This window comes from Burkholderia sp. JPY481 (assembly GCF_038900515.1).
Lineage (GTDB): Bacteria > Pseudomonadota > Gammaproteobacteria > Burkholderiales > Burkholderiaceae > Paraburkholderia > Paraburkholderia youngii.
This window is the reverse complement of sequence record NZ_JAYMRT010000001.1, coordinates 1,140,799-1,163,013: the sequence shown is the minus strand read 5'-3', so window position 1 is coordinate 1,163,013 and position 22,215 is coordinate 1,140,799. Positions and strand designations below refer to the sequence as shown.

Here is a 22,215-nt window from a genome sequence, read left to right as displayed (position 1 = left end):
TGGAAGGTGGACAGCGCGGATGTGCGAGGCAACCCTATTCGCGGATGGGTACGTGAGCAGAGCTTCGAGGGCGGTCGCGTGACGCGGGAGTTTTCACAAAGCTGGATCGACTTCGAGTGTCACGACGAAGACCACGATCCGACGCATACCATTTTTGCAACCACGGGCGACTATGTGGACTATGCGCTTCGCACTGAAGCATCCGGTGCGGGTTCACTTGGCGAGCTAAGCCCACTGATGGCCGCAATCTACCGCGTCCTGTATCCGGGCGGTGACGGTCTTTACGCGGCGGACGAGCTTTGCAGCGCGGGACAAAGCCCTCAGCGTTCCGGATTTCCGTGGGCCGCGTTTCGCGCATCGCGCCTCATCGCGAAACACGAAAGTGAATGGGCCAATCCGGCGAAGTGGCAGGCGCTGGTCAGTGCCATCGAAGAGCGCACCGGACACAGGCCTGAGCATGAAGAGGAGAAGAAGCGCATCGCGAAGCTGGTGTGGTGGGACGAGGTGGCGGCGGGCGTCCCTGGCTTCCCCGGATCGGATGTGTATCACATCAATCCGATCGGGCTGGTGGGGAATTTTCTCCAAAATTGCGACTGCAAAGCCCGTTTTGAAAAGATATCAAAAATCGTTCTGCTCAATGAGGGAGGATTCGTGGACGATCCTAATGACTCCGGTGGCGCGACTAACAAAGGAATTGCGTGGGATACGTGGAAGGCATACGCCGAGGAAGATGTAGGCGTGGAGCCGACACTGGATAATCTTAAGGCGTTAACTGATGCGCAAGCTAAGATAATCTATCTGAAACGCTATTGGGAGCCGCGCGGATTCTGCGAGTTTGTCAATGAAAAAACGGCCTTGAACGTCTACGATTGGACAATAACTTCATACAAGGCGCCCAAGAAAATTCAGGAGCTACTGGTTTCGATTTATTCAAAAAATATTGCGATTGATAATCATCTTACAAAGGCGCTTGTCGATAACATAAACGCTATCGAGGATCAGGAGGAGTTCGTGCAAAAAGTCGGCGCAGCGCGCAAGCAATATTATACGTCGCTGGCATATGACGATAAGGGCAAACCGACAAAGAACCATAGATTCTTGGTGGGCTGGTTAAGCAGGGTGGATCGGTGTTTGAATTATGGTGGCTAATGAAAATTAAGGTAGATGAATATGAAAAAATTGAAGAAGGTGACGCTTGGTTTTATTGTCTTGATTTGTAACGCGTGTGCTTTCGCCGATTCCTTTTCTGGTTTGTGGGACTGGAACGATGCCCCGGGTCCAAGTACCTTTTCGATTAAACTCAAAGAGCAGGGGCGCGTCCTTCGCGGACAATATTGCGCGGTAGCACAAAATGGCAACAAAATTGATTGTGATGACGAGCAAAACGCAAATATCGAGGGGCATGTCGACGCCGCAGGACAATCTGCTGTGGTCAGGTTTTCGTCGTTCTTTGGCGCAAAAAGCGGTAAGGCTCAATTAAAAATCGATGACGGCCGTCTAGTGTGGCACATCATTAAGAAACCTGTAGAAGGCGAGGTCTACGCGCCGAAGCATGCCGTCCTAGATCGGCAGCAATAACCTACGCCTGCCGTTGATTGTTCCCGGCAGTGATTCCGGAGAAGCGGTGGACTGTTCAACCCGCAATCCGCCCGTGGACCTTCTAGCGCGGCCGGGGGCTGCAGACACTGCTCGTCAAATGGGTCATTTTGTGGGGCGATAAAAGAAGAAACCCCGTATTTCGTTTGAAATTACGGGGTTTCCTCTTTTTCTGGCGGAGGCGGTGAGATTCGAACTCACGGAAGGATTGCTCCTTCGCCGGTTTTCAAGACCGGTGCCTTAAACCACTCGGCCACACCTCCAAACCGCGAATTGTAACCTGGAAAGACTTCGCTGCCGAGTCCAAGCGACCCGGCATCACTGCGGGTCTTTCAGGAATAGCGCTTGCAGATCGTTCAGGAACGCCTGCCCAAGCGGCGTCGGCGCAATTCGTTCGTGGTCGCGCGTAATCAGCTTGCGCCGTTCCGCTTCCTGCAACGCGGGTTCGATCGTCGTAATCGACAGACCCGTGCGTTCGATAAACCGATGCACCGGAAACCCTTCCACCAGGCGCAGCGCGTTCAGCATGAACTCGAACGGCAGATCGCGCGGCCCGACCTCGTGCTCTTCCTGCACGCTTGCCCCGGCCTTGGCCTGCTCGATGAACGTGGTCGGATGTTTATAGCGCGCCTGACGCACGATCCGATTCGGAAACGACAGCTTCGTATGCGCGCCCGCGCCGATGCCGAGATAGTCGCCGAAACGCCAGTAGTTCAGATTGTGTTTGCTCTGCCGATGCGGCCGCGCATACGCGGACACCTCGTAGCGCTCATAGCCGGCCGCGGCGGTGCGTTGATGAATCCAGTCCTGCATGTCCGCGGACGCGTCGTCGTCGGGCAGCGCGGGCGGGAATTTGGCGAACAGCGTGTTCGGTTCGAGCGTCAGGTGATACAGCGACAGATGCGGCGGTGCAAACGACAGCGCCGTTTCCACATCGGCCTGGCATTCGGCGAGCGTTTGCTTGGGCAGCGCGAACATCAGGTCGAGGTTGAAGTTGTCGAACGTGGTCGCGGCGACTTCGACCGCGTGGCGCGCCTGCGCCGCGTCATGGATGCGGCCGAGCGCCTTCAGATGCGTTTCGTTGAAACTCTGGATGCCCACCGACAGCCGGTTCACGCCGCTCGCGCGAAACTGCGCGAACTTGTCGGCTTCGAACGTGCCGGGGTTCGCTTCGAGCGTGATCTCGGCGTCGGCGTCGAGCGGCAGCAGCGCGCGGATATCCGACAGCATGCGATCGAGCCCCGCCGCCGACAGCAAACTAGGCGTGCCCCCGCCGATGAACACCGTATGCACCTGGCGGCCCCAGATCAGTGGCAACGCCATTTCCAGATCGGCGCGCAGCGCGTCGAGGTAGTCGTTCTCCGGGAACGTCTCGCCTTTCCATTCGTGCGAATTGAAGTCGCAGTACGGGCACTTGCGCACGCACCACGGAAAATGCACGTACAGTGCAAGTGGCGGCAGCGACGTCAAACGGATGCCGCCCGGCGATGTGAATGCCTTGACGACACCGTTGCCGATTTCCGCCGGCGTCGATCGGATCGGAATCACGCTTCCTCCGGCAAACGTGCGAGCAGTTGCCGCAGCGCGATCGCGCGATGACTGCTGGCGTTCTTGACCGCCGGCTCGAGCTCAGCGGCGCTCGCGTTAAGCGACGGCAGATAGAAGTACGGGTCGTAACCGAAGCCGTGCTCGCCGCGCGGCGCGTCGAGGATTTCGCCGTGCCAGCGGCCGTCGGCGATCAGCGGTTCGGGATCGTCCGCATGACGCACGAGGGCGAGCACGCAATAGTAATAGCCGCGCCGGTCGCTCGCGCTCCGCAGTTCTTCGACGAGCCGCGCGTTGTTCGCCGCGTCGCTTTTCTCGCCGCCGGCGAGTTGCGCGAAGCGGGCCGAGTAGACGCCCGGCGCGCCGCGCAAAGCGCGCACGCACAGGCCCGAGTCGTCGGCGAGCGCAGGCAGGCCGGTCAGCTTCGCCGCGTGACGCGCCTTGGCCAGCGCGTTTTCGACGAAGGTGGGGTGTGGCTCTTCGGCTTCCGGCACATTGAGCGCACCTTGCGGGATCAACTCGATGCCGGCCGCGCCGAGCAGCGCCGCGAATTCGCGCAGCTTGCCCGCGTTGTTCGACGCGAGCACCACTTTCTTCAACGGCATGCCCGACGTTATGCCGTGAGCATCGTTCCCGCCGCTGTCCTGACGAACCTCATTCACTGCTGCACTCCCAGCGCTTCTTTCTGCTTCGCGATCAGCGTGCTGATGCCGTCGCTCGCGAGATCGAGCAGCGCATTCATTTCTTCGCGCGAGAACGGCACGCCTTCCGCGGTGCCCTGAATTTCGACGAAACCGCCCGCGCCCGTCATCACGACGTTCATGTCGGTGTCGCACTGCGAGTCTTCGTCGTAGTCGAGATCGAGCACCGGCACGCCGTCGTAGACGCCGACCGAAATCGCCGCGACGTAATCCGTGATCGGCGAGCTTTCGATGCGGCCCGTGGCGAGCATTCTGGCGACCGCATCATGCGCGGCGACGAACGCGCCGGTGATGCTCGCGGTGCGCGTGCCGCCGTCGGCCTGGATCACGTCGCAATCGAGATTGATCGTGCGCGCGCCGAGCTTTTCAAGATCGAACACCGAGCGCAGCGCGCGGCCGATCAGCCGCTGAATTTCCTGGGTGCGGCCGGTCTGTTTGCCGCGCGCGGCTTCGCGGTCGCTGCGCGTATGCGTGGCGCGCGGCAGCATGCCGTATTCGGCGGTGAGCCAGCCCTGGCCGCGATCGCGCAGGAACGGCGGCACGCTCTCGCTCACGCTCGCGGTGCAGATCACCTTGGTGTCGCCGAACTCGACCAGCACCGAGCCCTCCGCGTGCTTCGTGTAGTGACGCGTGATGCGCACGTCGCGCAACTGGTTGGGCTGGCGGCCGCTGGGGCGTTGGGTGTCGTTGCTCATGTCGGAATGGGTCGCGTTGTGTGCCGAAAGGCCGGAAGAGGGGCGGAGGAAAAACCCTAATTTTACCGCCGATCGAATAGGGCGGTTGCCCATACGCATGGAACACAAGGTTGCGGATGATGAGTGCCGCCCGAGCACGCGAGGGTCATCGTTACGACGAGCGGCAATCCATGCAGTGAAAGCAGCCACGTGCCGGGCCGCATCCGTGCCCGCTCGCGAGCGGATCGCGCGGCCAAAAATGGGATAATGCCGATTCCCCGCCCCGCGTCTCGTACACGCCGGGCGATCCGCTTCTCAGGCCATCGTCGAACGCATGGCCGCAATCGCGAGAAATACGATGATCTACAGCATGACTGGCTATGCGAGCGCTACGCGCGAACTCGTGGCGGCATCGGGCACTGGTGGCGTCAGCGTGTCGGTCGAATTGCGCACGGTGAACTCGCGCTTTCTCGATTTGAACTTCCGCATGCCGGAAGACGTGCGCGTCGTCGAACCGACGCTGCGCGAAATGCTGATGAACAAGCTGTCGCGCGGCAAGGTCGACATTCGCGTGAATCTGCAGCGTAGCGAGCAGTCGGCGAACGCGGGTGCGATCAACCGCGACGCGCTCGCGCAGCTCGCGCAGCTGGAACGCACGGTGCTGGACACGTTTCCGGAAGCCGGCCGTCTGCGGACTGGCGAAATTCTGCGCTGGCCGGGCGTGCTCGCCGAAAGCGGTATCGCGCCCGAGACGTTGCGCGACACGGTGCTCGCGTGCGGCAAGCAGGCAATCGCGGACCTGATCGACGTGCGTGCACGCGAAGGCGCGCAACTCGCGACGATGCTGCTCGGCAACGTCACCGAAATGGAAACGATCGTCACGAAGATCACGCCGCTCGTGCCCGAGCTGATTGCGCGGCATCAGCAGAAGATCGTCGAACGTCTGCAGGAAGCGCTCGGCATCGCGGCGCCGGATGGGGCCGCGACGATCGTGTCGCGCGAAGAGATCAACGAGCGGATTCGCCAGGAAGTGACGATGTACGGCATTCGCATCGACATCGCCGAAGAGCTGTCGCGCCTCACCGCGCACCTGAACGAAACGCGTCACGTGATCGAGAAGGGCGGCAAGGTCGGCAAGCGGCTCGACTTCATGATGCAGGAACTGAACCGCGAAGCGAACACGCTCGGTTCGAAGGCGGCGGCGAAGGAACTCGCGGATTCGTCGATGACGCTGAAACTACTGATCGAACAGATGCGCGAGCAGGTACAGAATCTCGAATAAGGCTGGAGCACTACACATCATGACCGACCACCATTCTCGCGAAGCCGGCGCGCCGCGCCATCCGTACGCCGGCGCCTATCCCGGCAATCTGTTCATGGTCGTCGCGCCGTCGGGCGCGGGCAAGTCGACGCTCGTCAACGCGCTGCTCGCGGGCGACGACGCGATCCGTCTGTCGATCTCGTACACGACGCGCCCGCCGCGTCCGAAGGAGCAGGACGGCGAGCACTATCACTTCACGACCGTCGAAGACTTCATGCGGCGTCACGACGCGGGCGAGTTTCTCGAAAGCGCGGAAGTGCACGGCAACTACTACGGCACGTCGCGCGTGTGGATCGAGGAGCAGATGAAAAACGGCCATGACGTGCTGCTCGAAATCGACTGGCAGGGCGCGCAGCAGGTGAAGAAGCAGTTCCACAACGCGGTGGAAATTTTCATTCTGCCGCCGTCGCTCGAAGCGCTCGAAGAGCGTCTGAAAAAGCGCGGCCAGGACGAGCCGAACGTGATCACGCGACGCCTGCTCGCGGCGGGCGGCGAGATCGCGCACGCGGCCGAAGCGGAGTACGTCGTGATCAACGAAAACTTCGATCGTGCGCTGGCTGAGTTGCAGTGCCTCGTCGGCGCGACGCGCTCGCGCTTCGCGTCGCAGTACGCGCGTCACACGCAGCTTTTCATGCAGCTCGGCATCCACCTGCCGCACGCGTGAGCGCGGCGTGCCGTCAGGCACATAAGGTAGAATAAGCAACATACTGAGAAGGAACCCAACATGGCCCGCATTACCGTCGAAGACTGCCTCAAACAGATCCCGAACCGTTTCGAACTCGCGCTTGCCGCAACCTATCGCGCGCGTCAGCTCGCTCAAGGCCACACGCCGAAGATCGAAAGCCGCGACAAGCCCACCGTCCTCGCGCTGCGTGAAATCGCATCGGGTCAGGTCGGCGTCGAAATGCTGAAGAAGGTGCCGGTCTAAGGCGCACGGATTTTCGTTTTCGACTCGCCCGGTATTCGCCACACCGGATTGCTCAACGTGCAGAACTGTGTCCAACCCTGACCGCTACCGGAGGCGACCATGAGTGCTACCCCGCCCACCGCCATGGAAGCGGAACACGACACCGACGCGCCGTCGTCTGCACGCAAGTACATCGACGCGGTCCTCGAGCAATCGTTTCGTCATCTGTTCGGGCCGACCGCCACGCCGGAGCAGCCGCGCCGGCACGACGTCGTCTCCATCGCCAATCTGACGTCCGCGCTGTCCGGCTATCTGCCGCCGGAAGAAATCAAGGACGTCAAGGCGGCGTTCCACTTCAGCGACGAAGCCCACCTCGGCCAGTATCGCCAGAGCGGCGAACCCTACATCACGCATCCGGTCGCAGTCGCGGAAATCTGCGCGGGCTGGAATCTCGACGCCCAGTCGATCATGGCGGCGCTCTTGCACGACGTGATGGAAGACCAGGGCGTAACCAAGGCGGAGCTCGCCGAGCGCTTCGGCGCGAAGGTTGCGGAACTGGTCGACGGGTTGTCCAAGCTGGACAAGATGGAGTTTCGCAATCGCGAGGAAGCGCAGGCGGAGAACTTCCGCAAGATGCTGCTCGCGATGGCGCGCGACGTGCGCGTGATCCTCGTGAAGCTCGCCGACCGGCTGCACAACATGCGCACGCTCGGCGCGGTGCCGCCGGAGAAACGTCGCCGCGTGGCACGCGAAACGCTCGACATTTACGCGCCGATCGCTCACCGGCTCGGTCTGAACAATACCTATCGCGAGCTGCAGGACCTGAGCTTCGCGAATTTCAACCCGCACCGTTACGCGACGCTCGAAAAAGCCGTGAAGGCGGCGCGCGGTAATCGTCGCGAGGTGGTCGGCAAGATTCTCGAATCGGTGCAGCGCGCGATTGCCGACGCAAAGATCGACGCCGAAGTCACCGGTCGCGAGAAAACCATCTTCAGCATCTACAAGAAGATGCGCGACAAGCAGCTGTCGTTCTCGCAGGTGCTCGACGTGTATGGTTTTCGCGTGGTCGTCGACAGCGCGCTCGAGTGCTATACCTGCATCGGTGCGCTGCATGCGCTGTTCAAGCCCGTTCCGGGCAAGTTCAAGGATTACATCGCGATCCCGAAGGTGAACGGCTATCAGTCGCTGCATACCACGCTCGTCGGCCCGTTCGGCGCGCCGATCGAGTTTCAGGTGCGCACACGCAAGATGCACGAGATCGCCGAAGCGGGCGTTGCCGCGCATTGGCTGTACAAGAACGGCAGCGCCGACCTGAACGACGTGCAAAAGCGCGCGCACCAGTGGCTGAAGTCGCTGCTCGATATTCAGAGCGAAGCGGGCGATTCGAGCGAATTCCTCGAGCACGTAAAGATCGACCTGTTCCCGGACGCGGTCTACGTGTTCACGCCGAAGTCGAAGATCATGGCGCTGCCGCGCGGCGCCACCGCGCTCGACTTCGCGTATTCGATCCACAGCGACCTCGGCAACCAATGCGTCGCGGTGAAGATCAACAACGAGCTGTTGCCGTTGCGTACCGAGCTGAAGAGCGGCGACATCGTCGAAGTCATCACGGCGCCCTATTCGAAGCCGAACCCCGCATGGCTAGGCTTCGTGCGCAGCGGCAAGGCGCGCTCGGCGATCCGTCATTATCTGAAGACGATGCGCCTGAACGAGTCGGTGCAACTCGGCGAGCGTCTCGTCGATCAGGCGTTGAAGGGCTACGGCCTCGCGCTGTCGGACGTGACGCCGGAAGCGTGGGAAAAGCTCGTGCAGTGGACGGGCAACAAGAACCGTCAGGAAATTTTCGCGGACATCGGTCTCGGCCGGCGCGTCGCGGCGGTGATGGCCAAGCGCATCGAAGTGCTGATGAGCGGGCGCGACGCCGACGATGACGGCTCGCGCTCCGAGTCCGGTTCGACGCCGCATGCGCCCCCGGTCGTCATCACCGGTACGGAGGGCATGTCGGTGCAACTGTCCGCGTGTTGCCGTCCGATTCCGGGTGATGACATCATGGGCTATATCGGCATCGGCCTTGGCATGGCGATCCATACCACCGACTGCCGCGTCGCGCAGCGTATCCACCGCCGCGACCCGGGGCGCTGGATCGACGTTGCGTGGGCGCCGCAGCCGGGGCGTCTGTTCGATGTCGCGGTCAAGGTGCTGGTTAAGAATACCAAGGGCGTGTTCGCCCGCGTAGCGGCCGACATCACGTCGGCGGACGCGAACATCGTCCATATCGCGATGGACGAAGATCTGTCGCAGGAATCCACGATTCTGCGCTTCGTGATTCAGGTCAGCGACCGTGTGCACCTGGCCAATGTGATGCGGCGCGTGCGCACCAATCCTGACGTGATGCGCATCACGCGTGAGCGGCCGAGCGAAGAAGGGCATCACCGCCACGACGGCGGCATGCGTATCGACCGCGAGCGCGCGGATTACTGAGCGGCTTCGGACTGGGCGTCGGCGCGGCCCGGACTGGCGCGTCACGCAAGTCAGGCATCTTTCGTGCGGCTCAGGATACAACTGAAGGCAGGTCTCACCTGAACCCCGGGGAGAACGCAGATGAACGTATCCGACCTCGCTGGCGTGGCGCTCGATTACTGGGTGGCGCGCAGCCTGCACGACTTCGTGCGTGAAATCTACTTTACCGATAGTGGCGAGACTGTTGCGATCCGCGGCAACGATCGAGGTCGTCCGTGGGATGGGCGTTTCACGCCTTGCGCGTCATGGGAGACGGCTGCCGTTGTGCTCGAGCGCGCGATGCGGCTCGATGTGCGCGAGCAGAACGAAAAGGGTGCGTTGTGCGTCGCGGAGTTCAAGGGCGGACAGCGGGCCTCGGAGGGGAGCGGCGAGTCGCTGCGCATTGCTTTGCTGCGGGCGTTCGTCGCGAGCCATTTCGGCGATACCGTCGACGACGTGCTGCGCGAGCGCCAAGCACTGACCGGCATGCGGGCCGAGACGATCAGCGAGCAGACGGTAGGCGGGGTCGTCGAGGACTTGCCGCACCCGGACGGGCAGATTGGGGATATCCAGTCGCCGCCACGTTGAGCTGGCGCACGGTGCGCCAGAAAAACAAAGGGCCTTCCGATTGGAAGGCCCTTCATAGGTGGCGCGGCTGGCAGGATTCGAACCCACGACCCCTTGGTTCGTAGCCAAGTACTCTATCCAACTGAGCTACAGCCGCACGCAAACGGTGATGCTTACTGCAAAAACCGGTGAAACCTGAGAACTCTCAGCAAGGCAGTTCTCGAATAAGGTGGCGCGGCTGGCAGGATTCGAACCCACGACCCCTTGGTTCGTAGCCAAGTACTCTATCCAACTGAGCTACAGCCGCACACAGAAACGAGATTATAGCCAACAGATTTGAAAAATGGAAGCCCGTCACGGCGATTTGTGTCGCGGGCCCGATCGTGTAACCTCTTATCAGCTTGATGCTAGCTGCTGTTAACGGATGATTATGAACAAGGCCTTTGTCAAAGAGTCGAGTGAGGACAACGACGACGATCTCGACGTCACCCAGCCCGACGTGCCCGCAGGCACCAAAAACTACATGACTCCCGCCGGTCATCGGCGTATGCGCGATGAGTTGCTGCATCTGATCGATGTCGAGCGGCCCGAGGTCGTCAAGCTGGTGTCGTGGGCGGCGTCGAACGGCGACCGTTCGGAGAACGGCGACTACATCTACGGCAAACGACGTTTGCGCGAAATTGACCGTCGCATCCGTTTCCTGACCAAGCGGCTTGATCTGGCCGAGGTCGTCGATAGCAGCCGGCAGGAAAACGTCGATCAGGTGTTCTTCGGCGCGACGGTCGATTACGCGACCGAGGACGGCGAAGAGCATAAGGTGACGATCGTCGGTGTCGACGAGGTCGACTTGGACATTGGGCACGTAAGCTGGATTTCGCCCATTGCGCGTGCGTTGCTGAAGGCCAAAATCGGCGATACGGTCACGCTGTTCACGCCGGCCGGGCCGCAACCGATCGACATTCTCGACGTCAAGTACCCGCCACCCGATGCCGGCCGCTAGGGCGCTGGCGGAGGCGCAGGCAAAGTCTGGCGAAAGACCACTTCGGCGCGAACATAAAAAAGGCGCCGCGAACGGCGCCTTCTCTACTGCCAGTCCTTGCGCGGTGCTTAGAAGCGGTGACGCAGACCAGCCGTCACAGCGACTTGCTTGTTGTTGCCCGAAGCGTTACCCACGCCATTGATGAAGGCGGGGACGATCGAGCCTTCGTTTGCTGCCTGATACACGCCTTGCAGGTACACGTCGGTACGCTTGGACAACGCGTATGCGGTTTGCAGATCGACCTGGTTCCAGTGCACGTGCGTGCTGGACAGGTTAGCGCGGGTGTACGTGTACGCGGCGGCAATGCTGATCGCAGGTGTCAGAGCGTAACGAGCGTTGCCCTCGAAATTCTGGAACTGGGCGCTGTTGGACGGGAAGCCGATACCGCCCGAGACACCCGATGAACCCTGGCTGATGCCGACGAGGCCATGCAGGTTCGTCTGCGAGTACACGATGCCAACGGTTGCCGGGCCGAACGCATAGTTGGCGCCTGCGCCCCATGTTTGCTGACGTTGCGCGAAGAACGTGTTGTCGCCCGACACTGCGCCACCCGAATTGAACGCTGCGGCTGCGCTGGTTGCGCCGTTGGCGTTCAGTTGCAAGTAAGCGGCTGCGACGTTCAGGCCGCCCCAGTTGTACGATGCGCCCGCGCTGTATGCGCGGTTGTTCGCGAAGCCGCTAGCCTGGTTCGAAAAGCCGTACAACGCGCCGAACTTGAAGCCGCCGTAGTTCGCGCTCGTGTACTTGGCCGAGTTGTTGATACGGAACGAGTTGTTCAGGTTGTCGTTGTCGAACGGGTGGGCGAACTGGGTGCCGCCGTATTGCGTGCCGGTGAGCGCCAGCGGGCCGACGAAGTCGACCATGCTGTCATATTGACGGCCGAGCGTGACAGCGCCGAACTGGTCGCTCGACAGACCAACGAACGCCTGCCGGCCGAACATACGGCTTTGCTGCTTGAGCGTGCCGTCGTTGATGCCAAAGCCGTTTTCCAACGTGAAGATGGCCTTCAGACCACCGCCAAGATCTTCAGCGCCACGCAGGCCCCACCGGCTACCGTTCACCGAACCGCTCGTCATCGCAACGTTGGCGCCGTGCTGAGTAGCACTGACGCGCTGGTTGTTCGTATAAGTAATCCCGGCGTCGATCAGGCCATACAGGGTGACGCTACTTTGCGCGTGCGCTGCCGTGACGAAAACGCCCGACAGGGCAGCGACCATGAGTGTCTTCTTCATTGATATAACTCCAAGAGCGAGAGAGGTATAAAACCCTGGCTTAGGAGACCTTCACGCGAGCGCTGCGAGAAGCGGAATCCGCGTGAGAAGCGCGTTGACCAGATCCGCGCCGGTTTCCGATTACGCAGAGTGTAGAGAGACACTTCCGGGAGTTGATGTTCCGATTCGCGCAATAAAGTATTACGCAACGAGAAACGATCATGGTTCGCCATTTGAGCCTTATGGATAAAGGCTTTGCGCCGACTCGGCGGCATTCGGCGTCTGTTCTTTCCTAAAGCGCGTTGCTGATTCGCGACACCGAACGATGCGGAAAAACAACGGCAAGAAATACGGAAAAACGATTGTTGTTACTCCGGCAATAGATGATTGTTAATTGTGTGAATAATCGAAATCGAATACGACCGCTATACTTTAATTTCTGCTTTTCGAAGCAGACTTTTTCGTTGACGAAAAAGATCTCCAACCTTTGTCAGCGCGACCTTCCAGTCGCGCTTTTTTTTTTGCGAACGATCTTCGCGAGCTGCTCTAGTGAGCGGGTGCGGTGCCTTCCGCGTCGCCCCAATCATCCTGCGCGGACACGCTCCAGTCTTCGATCACATAACGGCGCGCATCCATCGGCGAGGAGAGCAAATTCTGCCAATGGTCCCCGTGCCACATTGGATCGAAGTCGAAAACCGTGGATGAGTCCATGGTTGCAGGTTGGTCTGGTATGGCCTTTGCAGGCGAATGAGTGAGCCAGGCGAAGAGACGGCGAATTTCCTGGAACATGACAACCTCCTGAAGCACATCGCTACCACTGATATGCATCATGCGAGTCGGACTGCGCAGCAACAAGTCGGACAAACACTTACGCAAACTTGGATTTTGTTACATTCCCATTGCATATTTTTTGCAAGTTTTTCCGTTTCTTGGCTGGTTAAATCATTCCAGGTAACTTTGACAGTGTGCGTATATCCATGCGATTTGAAGTGATATCTCTTTATACGCTAAACGCATATGAAAAGTTTACTTGACGGCGATTCTCTGTTCCCCGTATAACGGCAAAGCCGAATTTGATTGCTGTTTCTGATTTTTTTGTCTTGATCAGATATGGGCAACTGAATCGGGGTGGGATCGATTCAAGGGCAATGCCCGCTTTGCATAAATCACCGAGGGAAAACAGGAAATGGAAACTGGTGTCGTCAAATGGTTCAACGATGCTAAGGGTTTTGGCTTTATCACGTCGGACGCGGGTGGCGAGGATCTTTTTGCGCACTTTTCGGAGATCCGCAGCGAGGGCTTCAAGTCGTTGAAGGAAAACCAGCGGGTGTCTTTTGAAGTCAAGACCAGCCCGAAGGGCAAGCAGGCGGCCAACATTCAGCCGCTGTGAATGCGCTGCGCCGGGCGCGCCGCCCGCGCAGTCGGGAGCCAAAAACCCTCGCCGTCGCGCGAGGGTTTTTTATTTTATCGAGCCAGGATCTTCGGTATCTGCGTGGTTCAACGATACGTATTATTGTCGGAAGATATTAATTGAAACGGATTGGCTACTGCCGGATTATTGGTTTAAGCGTCCGCGGAATATCTGCGCAAATTGAGGGTCCCTGTCGACGCAGTTTCTGCCTGCGGACGGCGCACAGTGTGGATGCGCACCGTCCAGCTGGTGCATACTTGCCGCAAATTCACGCATCCGAATCTCTTGCCCCATGTCTGAACTGCTTTCGCCGGAACCGGCACTCGATGCACCCATCGTTTTCGTCGACCTCGAGACGACCGGCGGCTCGACGAGCGAGCACCGCATTACCGAGGTTGGCGTCGTCGAAGTCGGGCCGGCCGGCGTATCGCGGTGGAGCAGCCTGATCAACCCGCAGCAGCCCATTCCGTCGTTCATCCAGCAACTGACCGGCATCACGAACGATATGGTGCGCGGCGCACCTACGTTCGAGTCGATCGCGCCTGCGCTGTTCGAGCGCCTGAACGGCAAGCTGTTCGTCGCGCACAACGCGAGTTTCGATCGCGGATTTTTACGCGGCGAATTTCGTCGCGCCGGAATTGCGTTCGATCCGGACGTGCTTTGCACGGTACGGCTGTCGCGCGCGCTGTTTCCCGGCGAAAAGCGCCATGGTCTCGACGCGCTCGTCGAACGTCATGCGCTGGTGCCGTCCGACCGTCACCGCGCGCTCGCCGACGCCGATCTGATCTGGCAGTTCTGGCAGCGTCTACCGACGCTCGTACCGCTCGACGCGCTGCGTGCGCAGATCGAGCGCACCACGCGTCGCTACCGGCTCGCCGGCGACATCACCGAAGACCTGCTCGACACCGCGCCGGCAGGCTGTGGCGTGTATGCGTTCTATGGCGAAGGCGATGCGCCGCTGTATGTCGGCCGCAGCGTGCGCGTGCGTCAGCGGCTGCGCTCGCATCTCACCGGCGAGCGGCGTTCGTCGAAGGATATGCGGCTTGCGCAGCTGGTGCGGCGCGTCGAATGGCGCGCGACGGGCGGCGAACTCGGCGCGATGCTCGCGGAGGCGCAGTGGATCGCGACGCTGCGGCCGGGCCACAACCGTTTGCCGCGCGTGACGAAGAGCGATCCCGCGAGCGCTCCCTGGCCGTTCGACGGGCCGATCGTGTTCGAGGAGCGTGAGGACGCACAGCGCGTCTTTCACGTGGTCGATCGCTGGCGTTACCTCGGGCACGCGCCGTCGCTCGTGCAGGCGGGGCAACTGCATGCGTCGACGCTGGCGGGGGCGTTCGAATTGTCGACGTACCGTATCCTGCAAAGCCACCTGGCGCGTGGTCTGCGCGTGATGCCGTTGAGTGTGCCGCGTGACGCGCCCGAGTCGAGCATCGTCCTGTGACGCCTATGCAGTGTGCGCTCGCCGCAGCGTTGCCGGAATCAGCCGGTCGCGCCGACTCCACCGGTCTCGCACACGTGACCTAGCGCGCGCGTCATCGCGCTGGAATGCGCGGAGTCATAGCGCGTCAGCGTTTTCCAGTTAGCCAGCGATTGCGCGACGCGCGACGGACAATCGTCCGCGGCGCGCAGCGGCTGCACGCGCGCCAGGCTCGCCATCAACGATTGCGTCAGCTTGTCGAGTTGCGGTCGCGTGCTGGTTGCGAGATCGGGCGCGGGACCTTGCGGCGGCTGGGTGCTGCGCCATTTCGCGAAGAGCGCGTTCTGCACGTCTTTGCTCGCATCGATCTGATCCCGGAAGAACGCGCGGGCGAACGCCGGATCGACGTTTGCCGCCGCGGCGCGCTTTTCGACTTCGGCGAGCAGCGCGTTTTCGCGCGGCGTATCGGTGATCGGCTGATGGTTCGCCCACTTCCAGCGCGCGACCGGCTCCGCGAGCGCGAGACGCTGCGAAACCAGTGCGATCAGGTTCGTGAGCGCGGTGTCGTCACCATCGGCGAGGGCAGGGGCGGGCGAGAAAGCGACGGTGGCGGCGATGGCGAGCGCGCATGACGCGCCGAAGCGATGCAAACGATTCATGAGGTGGACGTGGCCGGGCGGCCGTTGACGGAAAAACCAAAAGAATAAATGATGCCCGGCAAACGGCGCACGTCGGGCCGCTTTACACAAGTTGACGGAGAGGTAATTGGGCGCGGGAAGGGCGCGCGTATTCGTACGCTCGAGCCGTGCGGCCCAGCGTAGCTGCTCTGATCAGGCGAGCAAACCCAGCGTCCTGACGGAGGCGTCGGACGCGTAATGACGGCGCGAAAATTCGCCGCGCATGAAATCAACGGGCGCGAATGCTGCGCCGCGCCAGTGGTCCGTTACTTCGGATCGCACGACTTGCGTTGTTCGTCGAAGAAAGCGCGAACATGCTCGGGAAGTTCGGCTCCCAAAAACTCGACGGCCACAGGTTCCGGATCCGGGTAAAAAACTTTGTCCGGGGTCGGAATCTTCGGTGGTTTGGCATCCATGATCTTTCTCCTTTGCGAACCGATTATCGGCCTCGTTCCCCGCATCGCACCAGTGTCCGATGCGCGTCATACATACTCTGTTGCTTTAACGGCACAAGCCGACACATCAGCAGAGGGATTGAATAAAATTTATCGTCTAACTATCGGTTGGGTTTCGCGATCTGCTTGATCCGCTTAATTGCCAGCGCCAAATCGTCCCAATCCCGGCTCCCTCCGCCATTCCCTTTCGCGCCTTGCCCCACCTGCGTTTGAGCACGACCGATCGATATTTCCGTGCACTGGATTTGACGTTCTTTGTGAATAACACGTGACAAATTTGTGCGTTGCCGCATTGGCAGGATTTTCGCGTTTGTGAACTGGACGTTCGTAATTTGCGGATTGCGTAACTGTCTGCCTAATACCTAGTAAACGGCACATTCCGCGCCGCGTTGACCGGACAAAACACTGTTTAAGGAATTTGTCGTTAATTAAATGCTGACAGTGGGTTGGCAAACCCATTCCCGGATTGCTGTGACAAAAGGACTGCATTTGGCGACAAGTCGAACGGAGCCCGTCGCGCCTCCTATGATGGAAGCGACTACCGATGAATCGACGTGCGTTGGCAGACGGACGCGCGACGCGCCGAGCGGATCATGACGTTCTGCATGTTTGGGAGAGAGGTCGCAATGGAAAACGCTGTGTACTGGGACGGACGTCAGGTTGGCATCGAGTGCGCCGGCAGGATCTTGTGGTTTGCGTCGGCACCCGCGCAAGCGATAGCCGCATACGGCGCGTCCGAGCAGCCGACCCCACGGGCCGATGCCGTCGTTGCGCGCAACCTTGCGATGCAACGGTCGTACGACCCGCTCCGCGTTCCAGACTAGGCTGGAACGCGCACACCGCACGCGAGAACGTGCTGCTCGTCCAATGGATCTCGAGAACGCGCTGAACTGGCTCTTCGTGTCGTAGTCGATCAGTGCCGAACGGCATTGCTTGCTACAGGCTGTTTCGGCTCGTCAAGGCGGCAGACCGGCAATGTTTCGCGCGACGGCAAAACAAAAAGCCCAGTCATGAGGACTGGGCTTTTTGCTTGAAACTTGATGGTGCCGGAAAGAGGAATCGAACCCCCGACCTTCGCATTACGAATGCGCTGCTCTACCGTCTGAGCTATTCCGGCATCAGGAGAAACGAGATTATAGGGACTACTTCAGTGACTTGGCAAGCCCCTTGATGCATTTTTTCTTTCGAGATCACTTCTTCGCTTCGAGGTGATAGCGAGTCACGCGATCGACCTCATTCTTCGAGCCGAGGAACACCGCGACGCGCTCGTGCAGGCTCTTTGGCTGGACGTCGAGAATACGCTTCTCGCCGTTGGTTGCGGCGCCGCCCGCCTGCTCGACGATGAACGCCATCGGATTGGCTTCGTACATCAGACGCAGCTTGCCCGGCTTGTCCGGCGTGCGCTTGTCGGCCGGGTACATGAAGATGCCGCCGCGATTCAGGATGCGATGCACGTCGGCGACCATCGATGCGATCCAGCGCATGTTGAAGTCAGCCTGCCGCGAACCTTCCTTGCCCGCTTTCAGTTCGCCGATGTATTGCTGAACCGGCGGATACCAGTGGCGTTCGTTCGAGGCGTTGATCGCGTACTCGCGGGTTTCGACGGGAATACGCATGTCGCTTTGCGTGAGCACCCACGAGCCGAGCTCGCGATCGAGCGTAAAGCAGTTCACACCGTTACCGGTGGTCAGCACGAGCACCGTTTGCGGGCCGTACACCGCATAGCCCGCGGCGACCTGCTCCGTGCCCGGCTGCAGAAACGATTGCTCGGTGGCCTGGTGGCCGTCCGGGCAGCGTAGCACCGAGAAGATCGTGCCGATCGACACGTTGACGTCGATGTTCGACGAGCCGTCGAGCGGATCGAACACGAGCAGATATTCGCCCTTCGGATAGTTGGCCGGAATCGGGAAGAACTGTTCCATTTCCTCGGAGGCCATGCCCGCGAGGTTGCCGCCCCATTCGTTCGCCTCGAGCAGAATTTCGTTCGACAGGATGTCGAGCTTCTTCTGCACTTCGCCCTGAACGTTTTCGCTGCCCGCCGAGCCGAGGGCATCGCCGAGCGCGCCTTTGCTGACGTGGTAGCTGATCGCCTTGCACGCGCGCGCAACGACTTCGATCAACAGGCGCAGATCGGCGGGCAGGTTGTTGGTTTCACGCTGCTGCTCGATCAGGTACTTCGTGAGAGTGGTACGACGTTGCAAAGACATTGCTGTACTCCGGGAAGGCTAGAAGAATGATGGGATTTTAACCGCTCGTGTGTGTCGGCTCCGTGCTTTTGGCCGCACGGCCGCCTTCAGGTCTTGCGGCGCGTCCTGGCCGAGATGTTGCCGCTGACGCTGGCCGCGAGCGCCGCGGCCCGCGCGTGCCCGGCGGGCACGCTGGGCAGCTTCGGGCGCTCGGCGCGCGGCATCGGTTCGATTTCCCGTTCGATCTGCTCGCCGGCGGCGGCGGTGGCGACGCGCAGATCGTAGGCGATTTGCAGATTGAGCCAGAACTGCGCGCTCGCGCCGAAGTAGCGCTCGAGCCGCAGCGCGGTATCGGCGGAAATGGCGCGGCGGCCGCGCACGACGTCGTTGATGCGTGGCGCCGGCACCCGCAATGCAAGCGCGAGCGCATTGACGGACATGCCGAGCGGCTCGAGGAACTCGCTGCGCAGAATTTCGCCAGGATGGATCTCGTCAATGGCCGCGCCCATATCGATGTCGGAGAAATCGATGTTCTTCAGCGCGGAGCGTTTGATGACCATGTCGGTCTCCAGTAGTCAGTGATAGTCGACGATCTCGACATTCAGCGCGTCCTCGCCGACGAAATGAAAACAGATGCGCCACTGCGCATTGATGCGGATGCTCCACTGCCCACAGCGCTGGCCCTGCAAGGCTTCGAGCCGGTTTCCGGGCGGCGCGTGCAAATTTGCGATCGAGCTCGCGGCGTCGATTATCAGCAGCTTGCGATGCGCTAGCGCCTGGATCGAGCGCGGCAACGTATGCACGAACCTGCCCTGGAAAATTCTTGCGGTGGCCTTGTCTGCGAATGTCGTGATCATCGAAGCGTATAACGCATTGCGTTAAATGTAAACCATTAAACGTGTGCGTATACTTTCTCCCCGCCGAGGTCCGATGAACAGTCGGCCAAATGGCTAACGGCGTGCCACGACCGGGTGAGCGCAGCCCATCAACGAAAAAGCTGCGCGAAAAAAAGCCGGCAACGCGTGCCGGCTTTCCGATGCGACTCGAGAACTCAGCGAGGCATCACGCCAACGCCTTCTCGACGATTTCGCGCACGTCGCGCGACTTGACCTGCGCGGCCACTTTCTCGAGCGCCGCACGCATGCTGTCGCGCAGCGCTGGCGTGAAGCGTCGCCACAGCTCGAGCGAACGCGCGAGGCGCGCGGCCACCTGCGGATTGAGCGCGTCGAGCGCGATCACCTGCTCGGCCCAGAATGCGTAGCCGGAGCCATCTGCCGCGTGGAACTGCGCGGGGTTCGCCGCGCAGAAGCTGAAAATCAGCGAACGTGCCCGGTTCGGGTTCTTCAGGTTGAAGGCCGGATGCGTCATCAGCTTGCGCACCGTATCGATCACCGGATGCTGTGCGCCGCCGCGCTGCGTGGCCTGCAACGCGAACCATTTGTCGATGACGAGCGGCTCTTTCTCGAAGCGTCGATAGAAGTCGTCGAGCGCGTGCTGCGCCTCGGGGCTGCCGCCTTGCGGCGCGGCCGCGTTGAGCAGCGCCGACAGCGCGGCCGCGCGGTCGGTCATGTTGTTCGCGGTTTCATATTGCGCGGAGGCAAGGCGTACGGCGTCCGCGGAATCGTCGAGCTCGGTCAGATACGACAGCGCGAGATTCTTCAGCGCGCGATGACCGGCGGCCTCCGGCGTCGCCTCATAGACGCCCGGCGTGCGATGCTGCTCGTAGACCTTGAGCCAGTCGTCACGCAGCGCATTGGCGAGGCGCTTGCGCACGAACTGCCGTGCCGCGTGCACCGCGGCCGGGTTCGACTCGGCCATCTGCTCGGCCAGATACGCTTCGGACGGCAGCATCAGCGCGAGTTCACGGAATGCCGGCGACAGCGTCTCGTCGGTCAGAACGCGCGCGAACGCGGCGACCACCGAGTCGTCGAGCTGCAGCGCCGCGCCCGTGGCCGCGCGCGTGGCCAGCGCGAGCAGCTCGCGGGTGGCGAGCCGCTGGCCGGCCTCCCAGCGGTTGAACGGATCGCTGTCGTGCGCGAGCAGGAACGCGAGCTGTTCGGCCGTGTAGTCGTATTCGACGATCACAGGTGCCGAGAAATTGCGCAGCAGCGACGGCAGCGGTTCCTGCCCGACGTTGACGAACGTGAAGGTCTGCTCGGTCTGCGCGAATTCCAGCACGCGCGTGGTCGAATCCGACGCCTTTGCCTCGCCGTCGAGCTGCAGCGGCAGATCGCGGCCGTCGTTGCCGATCAGACCGATCGCGAACGGAATCAGCAGCGGACCCTTCTGCGTTTCGCGCGCGGCGGGCACCGCGTCGCCGTAGCCTTGGCGCAGCGTCACGCTGTAGCGCTGCTGCGCGTCGTCGTAGCGCGTGCGCACCGACACGCGCGGCGTGCCGGCCTGGCTATACCAGCGCTCGAATTGCGCGAGGTCGCGGCCGTTCGCGTCGGCGAGCGCGTGACGGAAGTCGTCGCAGGTCACGGCCTGGCCGTCGTGACGCTTGAAGTACAGGTCCATGCCCTTGCGAAAGCCGTCGCGGCCGAACAGCGTCTGATACATCCGCACGACTTCCGAGCCTTTCTCGTATACGGTCATCGTGTAGAAGTTGTTGATCTCGACGTAGCTCTCCGGGCGCACCGGATGCGCCATCGGACCCGCGTCCTCGGCGAACTGCATCTGGCGCAGCACCCGCACGTCCTCGATGCGCTTGGTCGCGCGCGCGGCTTCGTCGCTGGCGCCGCCTGCCATGTCGGCCGAAAACTCCTGGTCGCGGAACACGGTCAGGCCTTCCTTCAGGCTCAGCTGGAACCAGTCGCGGCAGGTCACGCGGTTGCCGGTCCAGTTGTGGAAGTACTCGTGGCCGACCACCGCCTCGATGTTCGCGAAGTCGGTATCGGTGGCCGTTTCGGGATTCGCGAGCACGTACTTCGTGTTGAAGATGTTGAGCCCCTTGTTCTCCATCGCGCCCATGTTGAAGTCGCTGACCGCGACGATCATGAAGCGGTCCAGATCGAGTTCGAGCCCGAAGCGCTCTTCGTCCCAGCGGATCGAGTGGATCAGCGAATCCATCGCGTGACGGGTCTTGTCGAGATCATGCGGCTCGACCCACACTTGCAGCAGCTTTTCCTTGCCCGAGCCGGTCTTCACGCGTTCTTCGAGCGCGACGAGCTTGCCCGCGACGAGCGCGAACAGATAGCTCGGCTTCTTGAACGGATCTTCCCAGCGCGCGAAATGACGGCCGTCGGGCAGCTCGCCTTCTTCGAGCAGATTGCCGTTCGACAGCAGCACCGGATAGTCCGCCTTGCTCGCGCGCAGCGTGACCGTGAAGCTCGCCATTACGTCAGGGCGGTCGAGGAAGTAGGTGATGCGGCGAAAGCCTTCGGCTTCGCACTGCGTGAAGAAGTTGCCGCTCGACACGTACAGCCCCGACAGCGTGGTGTTTTCCGCGGGATTGCAGATGCTCGTGAGAGTCAGCTCGAAGCTGTCCGGCACGTTGTCGAGCAGCAGGCCGTGCTCGTGCGGATGCGCGTTCGCAAACGGCTTGCCGTCGATTTCGGCGCTGACGAACTCCAGCTGCTCACCCATCAGTTCGAGATGCGCGGCACGCGACGCATCCGGGTTGCGGCGCACGCGCATCGTGTTCCTGACGACCGTGCGTTCGGGGACCAGATCGAACTCGAGCGCGACGGTGTCGATCAGGAAGGCGGGCGGCGCGTAATCGGCGCGGCGGATCACATTGGGCGTTGCGGTATCGGCCATGGTGTTCTTTGGTGGTGTACTCGAGCGGTCGAGCGCGCAAACGGCGCGCGAGCCGGGCTTGGTCGACTCATTGTACAAAGCCTCGGGCAATCGTGCGGAGGGGAAGGGGGCCCAGTTTCGGCGCCGGGCAGCGCGTCCGGTTTCGACGGGCAGGGCAAGAACCTTTTGCTGGCTGCCGAGGTCAGCGTAATATCGGGCGCCGCGCGTGGCGGAGACCCGGCAGCGTCAGCCGGCGAGCGCTTCGCGCGAC

Annotated in this window: 22 protein-coding genes and 4 tRNA genes; 11 read left to right on the top strand and 15 right to left on the bottom strand. The window is 61.3% G+C overall.

The window, feature by feature from the left end; genetic code table 11:
* Positions 1-1,149: glycosyl hydrolase 108 family protein (locus VSR82_RS05345; protein WP_498857512.1), on the top strand; the 1,149-nt coding region annotated here is incomplete at its 5' end.
* Between the two features lie 21 nt (positions 1,150-1,170).
* Complete coding sequence (locus VSR82_RS05340; RefSeq protein ID WP_429458255.1) at positions 1,171-1,578, top strand: hypothetical protein; 408 nt, start codon at positions 1,171-1,173, stop codon at positions 1,576-1,578.
* 191 nt (positions 1,579-1,769) lie between these two features.
* Here VSR82_RS05340 and VSR82_RS05335 read toward each other — a convergent pair.
* The 4 genes from VSR82_RS05335 to rph all read right to left on the bottom strand — a co-directional run bounded on the left by VSR82_RS05335 (position 1,770) and on the right by rph (position 4,537).
* Positions 1,770-1,859, bottom strand: a tRNA-Ser gene (locus VSR82_RS05335).
* 55 nt (positions 1,860-1,914) lie between these two features.
* Positions 1,915-3,144, bottom strand: a complete 1,230-nt coding sequence (gene hemW / locus VSR82_RS05330; protein ID WP_429458297.1) for a radical SAM family heme chaperone HemW — start codon at positions 3,142-3,144, stop codon at positions 1,915-1,917.
* Positions 3,141-3,803, bottom strand: a complete 663-nt coding sequence (gene rdgB, locus VSR82_RS05325) for an RdgB/HAM1 family non-canonical purine NTP pyrophosphatase (protein WP_429458299.1) — start codon at positions 3,801-3,803, stop codon at positions 3,141-3,143. Before rdgB ends, hemW begins: the two co-directional genes overlap by 4 nt.
* The gene (gene rph / locus VSR82_RS05320; protein ID WP_368584937.1) at positions 3,800-4,537 is read right to left on the bottom strand and encodes a ribonuclease PH; all 738 of its coding nucleotides are present in this window, start codon (positions 4,535-4,537) and stop codon (positions 3,800-3,802) included. Before rph ends, rdgB begins: the two co-directional genes overlap by 4 nt.
* Positions 4,538-4,874: 337 nt before the next feature.
* On the opposite strand from rph, the gene VSR82_RS05315 reads away from it, so the two are divergent.
* The 5 genes from VSR82_RS05315 (at position 4,875) to VSR82_RS05295 (ending at position 9,831) form a co-directional block, all read left to right on the top strand.
* A complete protein-coding gene (locus tag VSR82_RS05315) occupies positions 4,875-5,798 on the top strand; it encodes a YicC/YloC family endoribonuclease (protein WP_368584936.1) in 924 nt (307 codons plus the stop codon).
* A gap of 19 nt (positions 5,799-5,817) precedes the next feature.
* Positions 5,818-6,501 carry a guanylate kinase gene (gene gmk / locus VSR82_RS05310; RefSeq protein WP_410851907.1) on the top strand — a complete coding sequence of 228 codons (684 nt, stop codon included), beginning with the start codon at positions 5,818-5,820 and terminating at the stop codon, positions 6,499-6,501.
* A gap of 60 nt (positions 6,502-6,561) precedes the next feature.
* Entirely contained in the window at positions 6,562-6,765 is a 204-nt protein-coding gene (gene rpoZ / locus VSR82_RS05305) for a DNA-directed RNA polymerase subunit omega (protein ID WP_008921215.1), read from the top strand.
* A 99-nt stretch (positions 6,766-6,864) separates the two neighbouring features.
* On the top strand, positions 6,865-9,225 hold the full coding sequence (locus tag VSR82_RS05300) for a RelA/SpoT family protein (protein ID WP_429458303.1): 2,361 nt from the start codon (positions 6,865-6,867) through the stop codon (positions 9,223-9,225).
* 120 nt (positions 9,226-9,345) lie between these two features.
* Positions 9,346-9,831: a phage protein NinX family protein gene (locus tag VSR82_RS05295; protein WP_368584932.1), complete on the top strand. Its 486-nt coding sequence runs from the start codon at positions 9,346-9,348 to the stop codon at positions 9,829-9,831.
* Between the two features lie 59 nt (positions 9,832-9,890).
* On the opposite strand, the gene VSR82_RS05290 is transcribed toward VSR82_RS05295, so the two are convergent.
* Positions 9,891-9,967 (bottom strand) — tRNA-Arg (locus tag VSR82_RS05290).
* A 73-nt stretch (positions 9,968-10,040) separates the two neighbouring features.
* Positions 10,041-10,117, bottom strand: a tRNA-Arg gene (locus tag VSR82_RS05285).
* A gap of 123 nt (positions 10,118-10,240) precedes the next feature.
* Between VSR82_RS05285 and greB the strand changes: the two genes are divergently transcribed.
* Positions 10,241-10,810 (top strand): transcription elongation factor GreB, encoded by a 570-nt coding sequence (greB, locus tag VSR82_RS05280; RefSeq protein ID WP_368584931.1) that lies wholly within the window; start codon positions 10,241-10,243, stop codon positions 10,808-10,810.
* Positions 10,811-10,917: 107 nt separating this feature from the next.
* On the opposite strand, the gene VSR82_RS05275 is transcribed toward greB, so the two are convergent.
* Entirely contained in the window at positions 10,918-12,081 is a 1,164-nt protein-coding gene (locus VSR82_RS05275; protein WP_368584930.1) for a porin, read from the bottom strand.
* A 525-nt stretch (positions 12,082-12,606) separates the two neighbouring features.
* Complete coding sequence (locus tag VSR82_RS05270) at positions 12,607-12,849, bottom strand: hypothetical protein (protein ID WP_429458306.1); 243 nt, start codon at positions 12,847-12,849, stop codon at positions 12,607-12,609.
* A gap of 397 nt (positions 12,850-13,246) precedes the next feature.
* On the opposite strand from VSR82_RS05270, the gene VSR82_RS05265 reads away from it, so the two are divergent.
* Together VSR82_RS05265 and VSR82_RS05260 are read left to right on the top strand one after the other, a co-directional pair.
* Entirely contained in the window at positions 13,247-13,450 is a 204-nt protein-coding gene (locus tag VSR82_RS05265) for a cold-shock protein (protein WP_013090197.1), read from the top strand.
* A gap of 313 nt (positions 13,451-13,763) precedes the next feature.
* Positions 13,764-14,912, top strand: a complete 1,149-nt coding sequence (locus VSR82_RS05260) for an exonuclease domain-containing protein (protein ID WP_429458308.1) — start codon at positions 13,764-13,766, stop codon at positions 14,910-14,912.
* Positions 14,913-14,950: 38 nt separating this feature from the next.
* Here VSR82_RS05260 and VSR82_RS05255 read toward each other — a convergent pair whose 3' ends face one another.
* On the bottom strand, positions 14,951-15,547 hold the full coding sequence (locus VSR82_RS05255; RefSeq protein WP_368584927.1) for a chorismate mutase: 597 nt from the start codon (positions 15,545-15,547) through the stop codon (positions 14,951-14,953).
* A gap of 284 nt (positions 15,548-15,831) precedes the next feature.
* A complete protein-coding gene (locus tag VSR82_RS05250; protein ID WP_008921206.1) occupies positions 15,832-15,981 on the bottom strand; it encodes a hypothetical protein in 150 nt (49 codons plus the stop codon).
* Positions 15,982-16,646: 665 nt separating this feature from the next.
* Here VSR82_RS05250 and VSR82_RS05245 point away from each other — a divergent pair.
* Positions 16,647-16,844 (top strand): hypothetical protein, encoded by a 198-nt coding sequence (locus VSR82_RS05245; RefSeq protein ID WP_368584926.1) that lies wholly within the window; start codon positions 16,647-16,649, stop codon positions 16,842-16,844.
* 217 nt (positions 16,845-17,061) lie between these two features.
* Here the strand turns inward: VSR82_RS05245 and VSR82_RS05240 are convergent.
* From VSR82_RS05240 to pepN, 5 genes are all read right to left on the bottom strand, one after another.
* Positions 17,062-17,137: transfer RNA gene (locus VSR82_RS05240), tRNA-Thr, on the bottom strand.
* Between the two features lie 73 nt (positions 17,138-17,210).
* On the bottom strand, positions 17,211-18,227 hold the full coding sequence (locus VSR82_RS05235) for a class 1 fructose-bisphosphatase (RefSeq protein ID WP_176381236.1): 1,017 nt from the start codon (positions 18,225-18,227) through the stop codon (positions 17,211-17,213).
* Positions 18,228-18,313: 86 nt separating this feature from the next.
* Positions 18,314-18,766 (bottom strand): HigA family addiction module antitoxin, encoded by a 453-nt coding sequence (locus VSR82_RS05230; protein ID WP_368584909.1) that lies wholly within the window; start codon positions 18,764-18,766, stop codon positions 18,314-18,316.
* A gap of 15 nt (positions 18,767-18,781) precedes the next feature.
* A complete protein-coding gene (locus VSR82_RS05225) occupies positions 18,782-19,063 on the bottom strand; it encodes a type II toxin-antitoxin system RelE/ParE family toxin (RefSeq protein WP_429458311.1) in 282 nt (93 codons plus the stop codon).
* A 205-nt stretch (positions 19,064-19,268) separates the two neighbouring features.
* On the bottom strand, positions 19,269-21,965 hold the full coding sequence (gene pepN, locus VSR82_RS05220) for an aminopeptidase N (RefSeq protein ID WP_429458313.1): 2,697 nt from the start codon (positions 21,963-21,965) through the stop codon (positions 19,269-19,271).
* Positions 21,966-22,215 lie beyond the last annotated feature (250 nt).

Excerpts from the sequence above, each read along its gene's own strand:
- VSR82_RS05340 (WP_429458255.1), top strand. The coding sequence starts at position 1,171 with ATGAAAAAATTGAAGAAGGTGACGCTTGGTTTTATTGTCTTGATTTGT.
- rph (WP_368584937.1), bottom strand. The coding sequence starts at position 4,537 with ATGAGCAACGACACCCAACGCCCCAGCGGCCGCCAGCCCAACCAGTTG.
- VSR82_RS05315 (WP_368584936.1), top strand. The coding sequence starts at position 4,875 with ATGATCTACAGCATGACTGGCTATGCGAGCGCTACGCGCGAACTCGTG.
- gmk (WP_410851907.1), top strand. The coding sequence starts at position 5,818 with ATGACCGACCACCATTCTCGCGAAGCCGGCGCGCCGCGCCATCCGTAC.
- rpoZ (WP_008921215.1), top strand. The coding sequence starts at position 6,562 with ATGGCCCGCATTACCGTCGAAGACTGCCTCAAACAGATCCCGAACCGT.
- VSR82_RS05300 (WP_429458303.1), top strand. The coding sequence starts at position 6,865 with ATGAGTGCTACCCCGCCCACCGCCATGGAAGCGGAACACGACACCGAC.
- VSR82_RS05295 (WP_368584932.1), top strand. The coding sequence starts at position 9,346 with ATGAACGTATCCGACCTCGCTGGCGTGGCGCTCGATTACTGGGTGGCG.
- greB (WP_368584931.1), top strand. The coding sequence starts at position 10,241 with ATGAACAAGGCCTTTGTCAAAGAGTCGAGTGAGGACAACGACGACGAT.
- VSR82_RS05275 (WP_368584930.1), bottom strand. The coding sequence starts at position 12,081 with ATGAAGAAGACACTCATGGTCGCTGCCCTGTCGGGCGTTTTCGTCACG.
- VSR82_RS05270 (WP_429458306.1), bottom strand. The coding sequence starts at position 12,849 with ATGTTCCAGGAAATTCGCCGTCTCTTCGCCTGGCTCACTCATTCGCCT.
- VSR82_RS05265 (WP_013090197.1), top strand. The coding sequence starts at position 13,247 with ATGGAAACTGGTGTCGTCAAATGGTTCAACGATGCTAAGGGTTTTGGC.
- VSR82_RS05260 (WP_429458308.1), top strand. The coding sequence starts at position 13,764 with ATGTCTGAACTGCTTTCGCCGGAACCGGCACTCGATGCACCCATCGTT.
- VSR82_RS05255 (WP_368584927.1), bottom strand. The coding sequence starts at position 15,547 with ATGAATCGTTTGCATCGCTTCGGCGCGTCATGCGCGCTCGCCATCGCC.
- VSR82_RS05250 (WP_008921206.1), bottom strand. The coding sequence starts at position 15,981 with ATGGATGCCAAACCACCGAAGATTCCGACCCCGGACAAAGTTTTTTAC.
- VSR82_RS05245 (WP_368584926.1), top strand. The coding sequence starts at position 16,647 with ATGGAAAACGCTGTGTACTGGGACGGACGTCAGGTTGGCATCGAGTGC.
- VSR82_RS05235 (WP_176381236.1), bottom strand. The coding sequence starts at position 18,227 with ATGTCTTTGCAACGTCGTACCACTCTCACGAAGTACCTGATCGAGCAG.
- VSR82_RS05230 (WP_368584909.1), bottom strand. The coding sequence starts at position 18,766 with ATGGTCATCAAACGCTCCGCGCTGAAGAACATCGATTTCTCCGACATC.
- VSR82_RS05225 (WP_429458311.1), bottom strand. The coding sequence starts at position 19,063 with ATGATCACGACATTCGCAGACAAGGCCACCGCAAGAATTTTCCAGGGC.
- pepN (WP_429458313.1), bottom strand. The coding sequence starts at position 21,965 with ATGGCCGATACCGCAACGCCCAATGTGATCCGCCGCGCCGATTACGCG.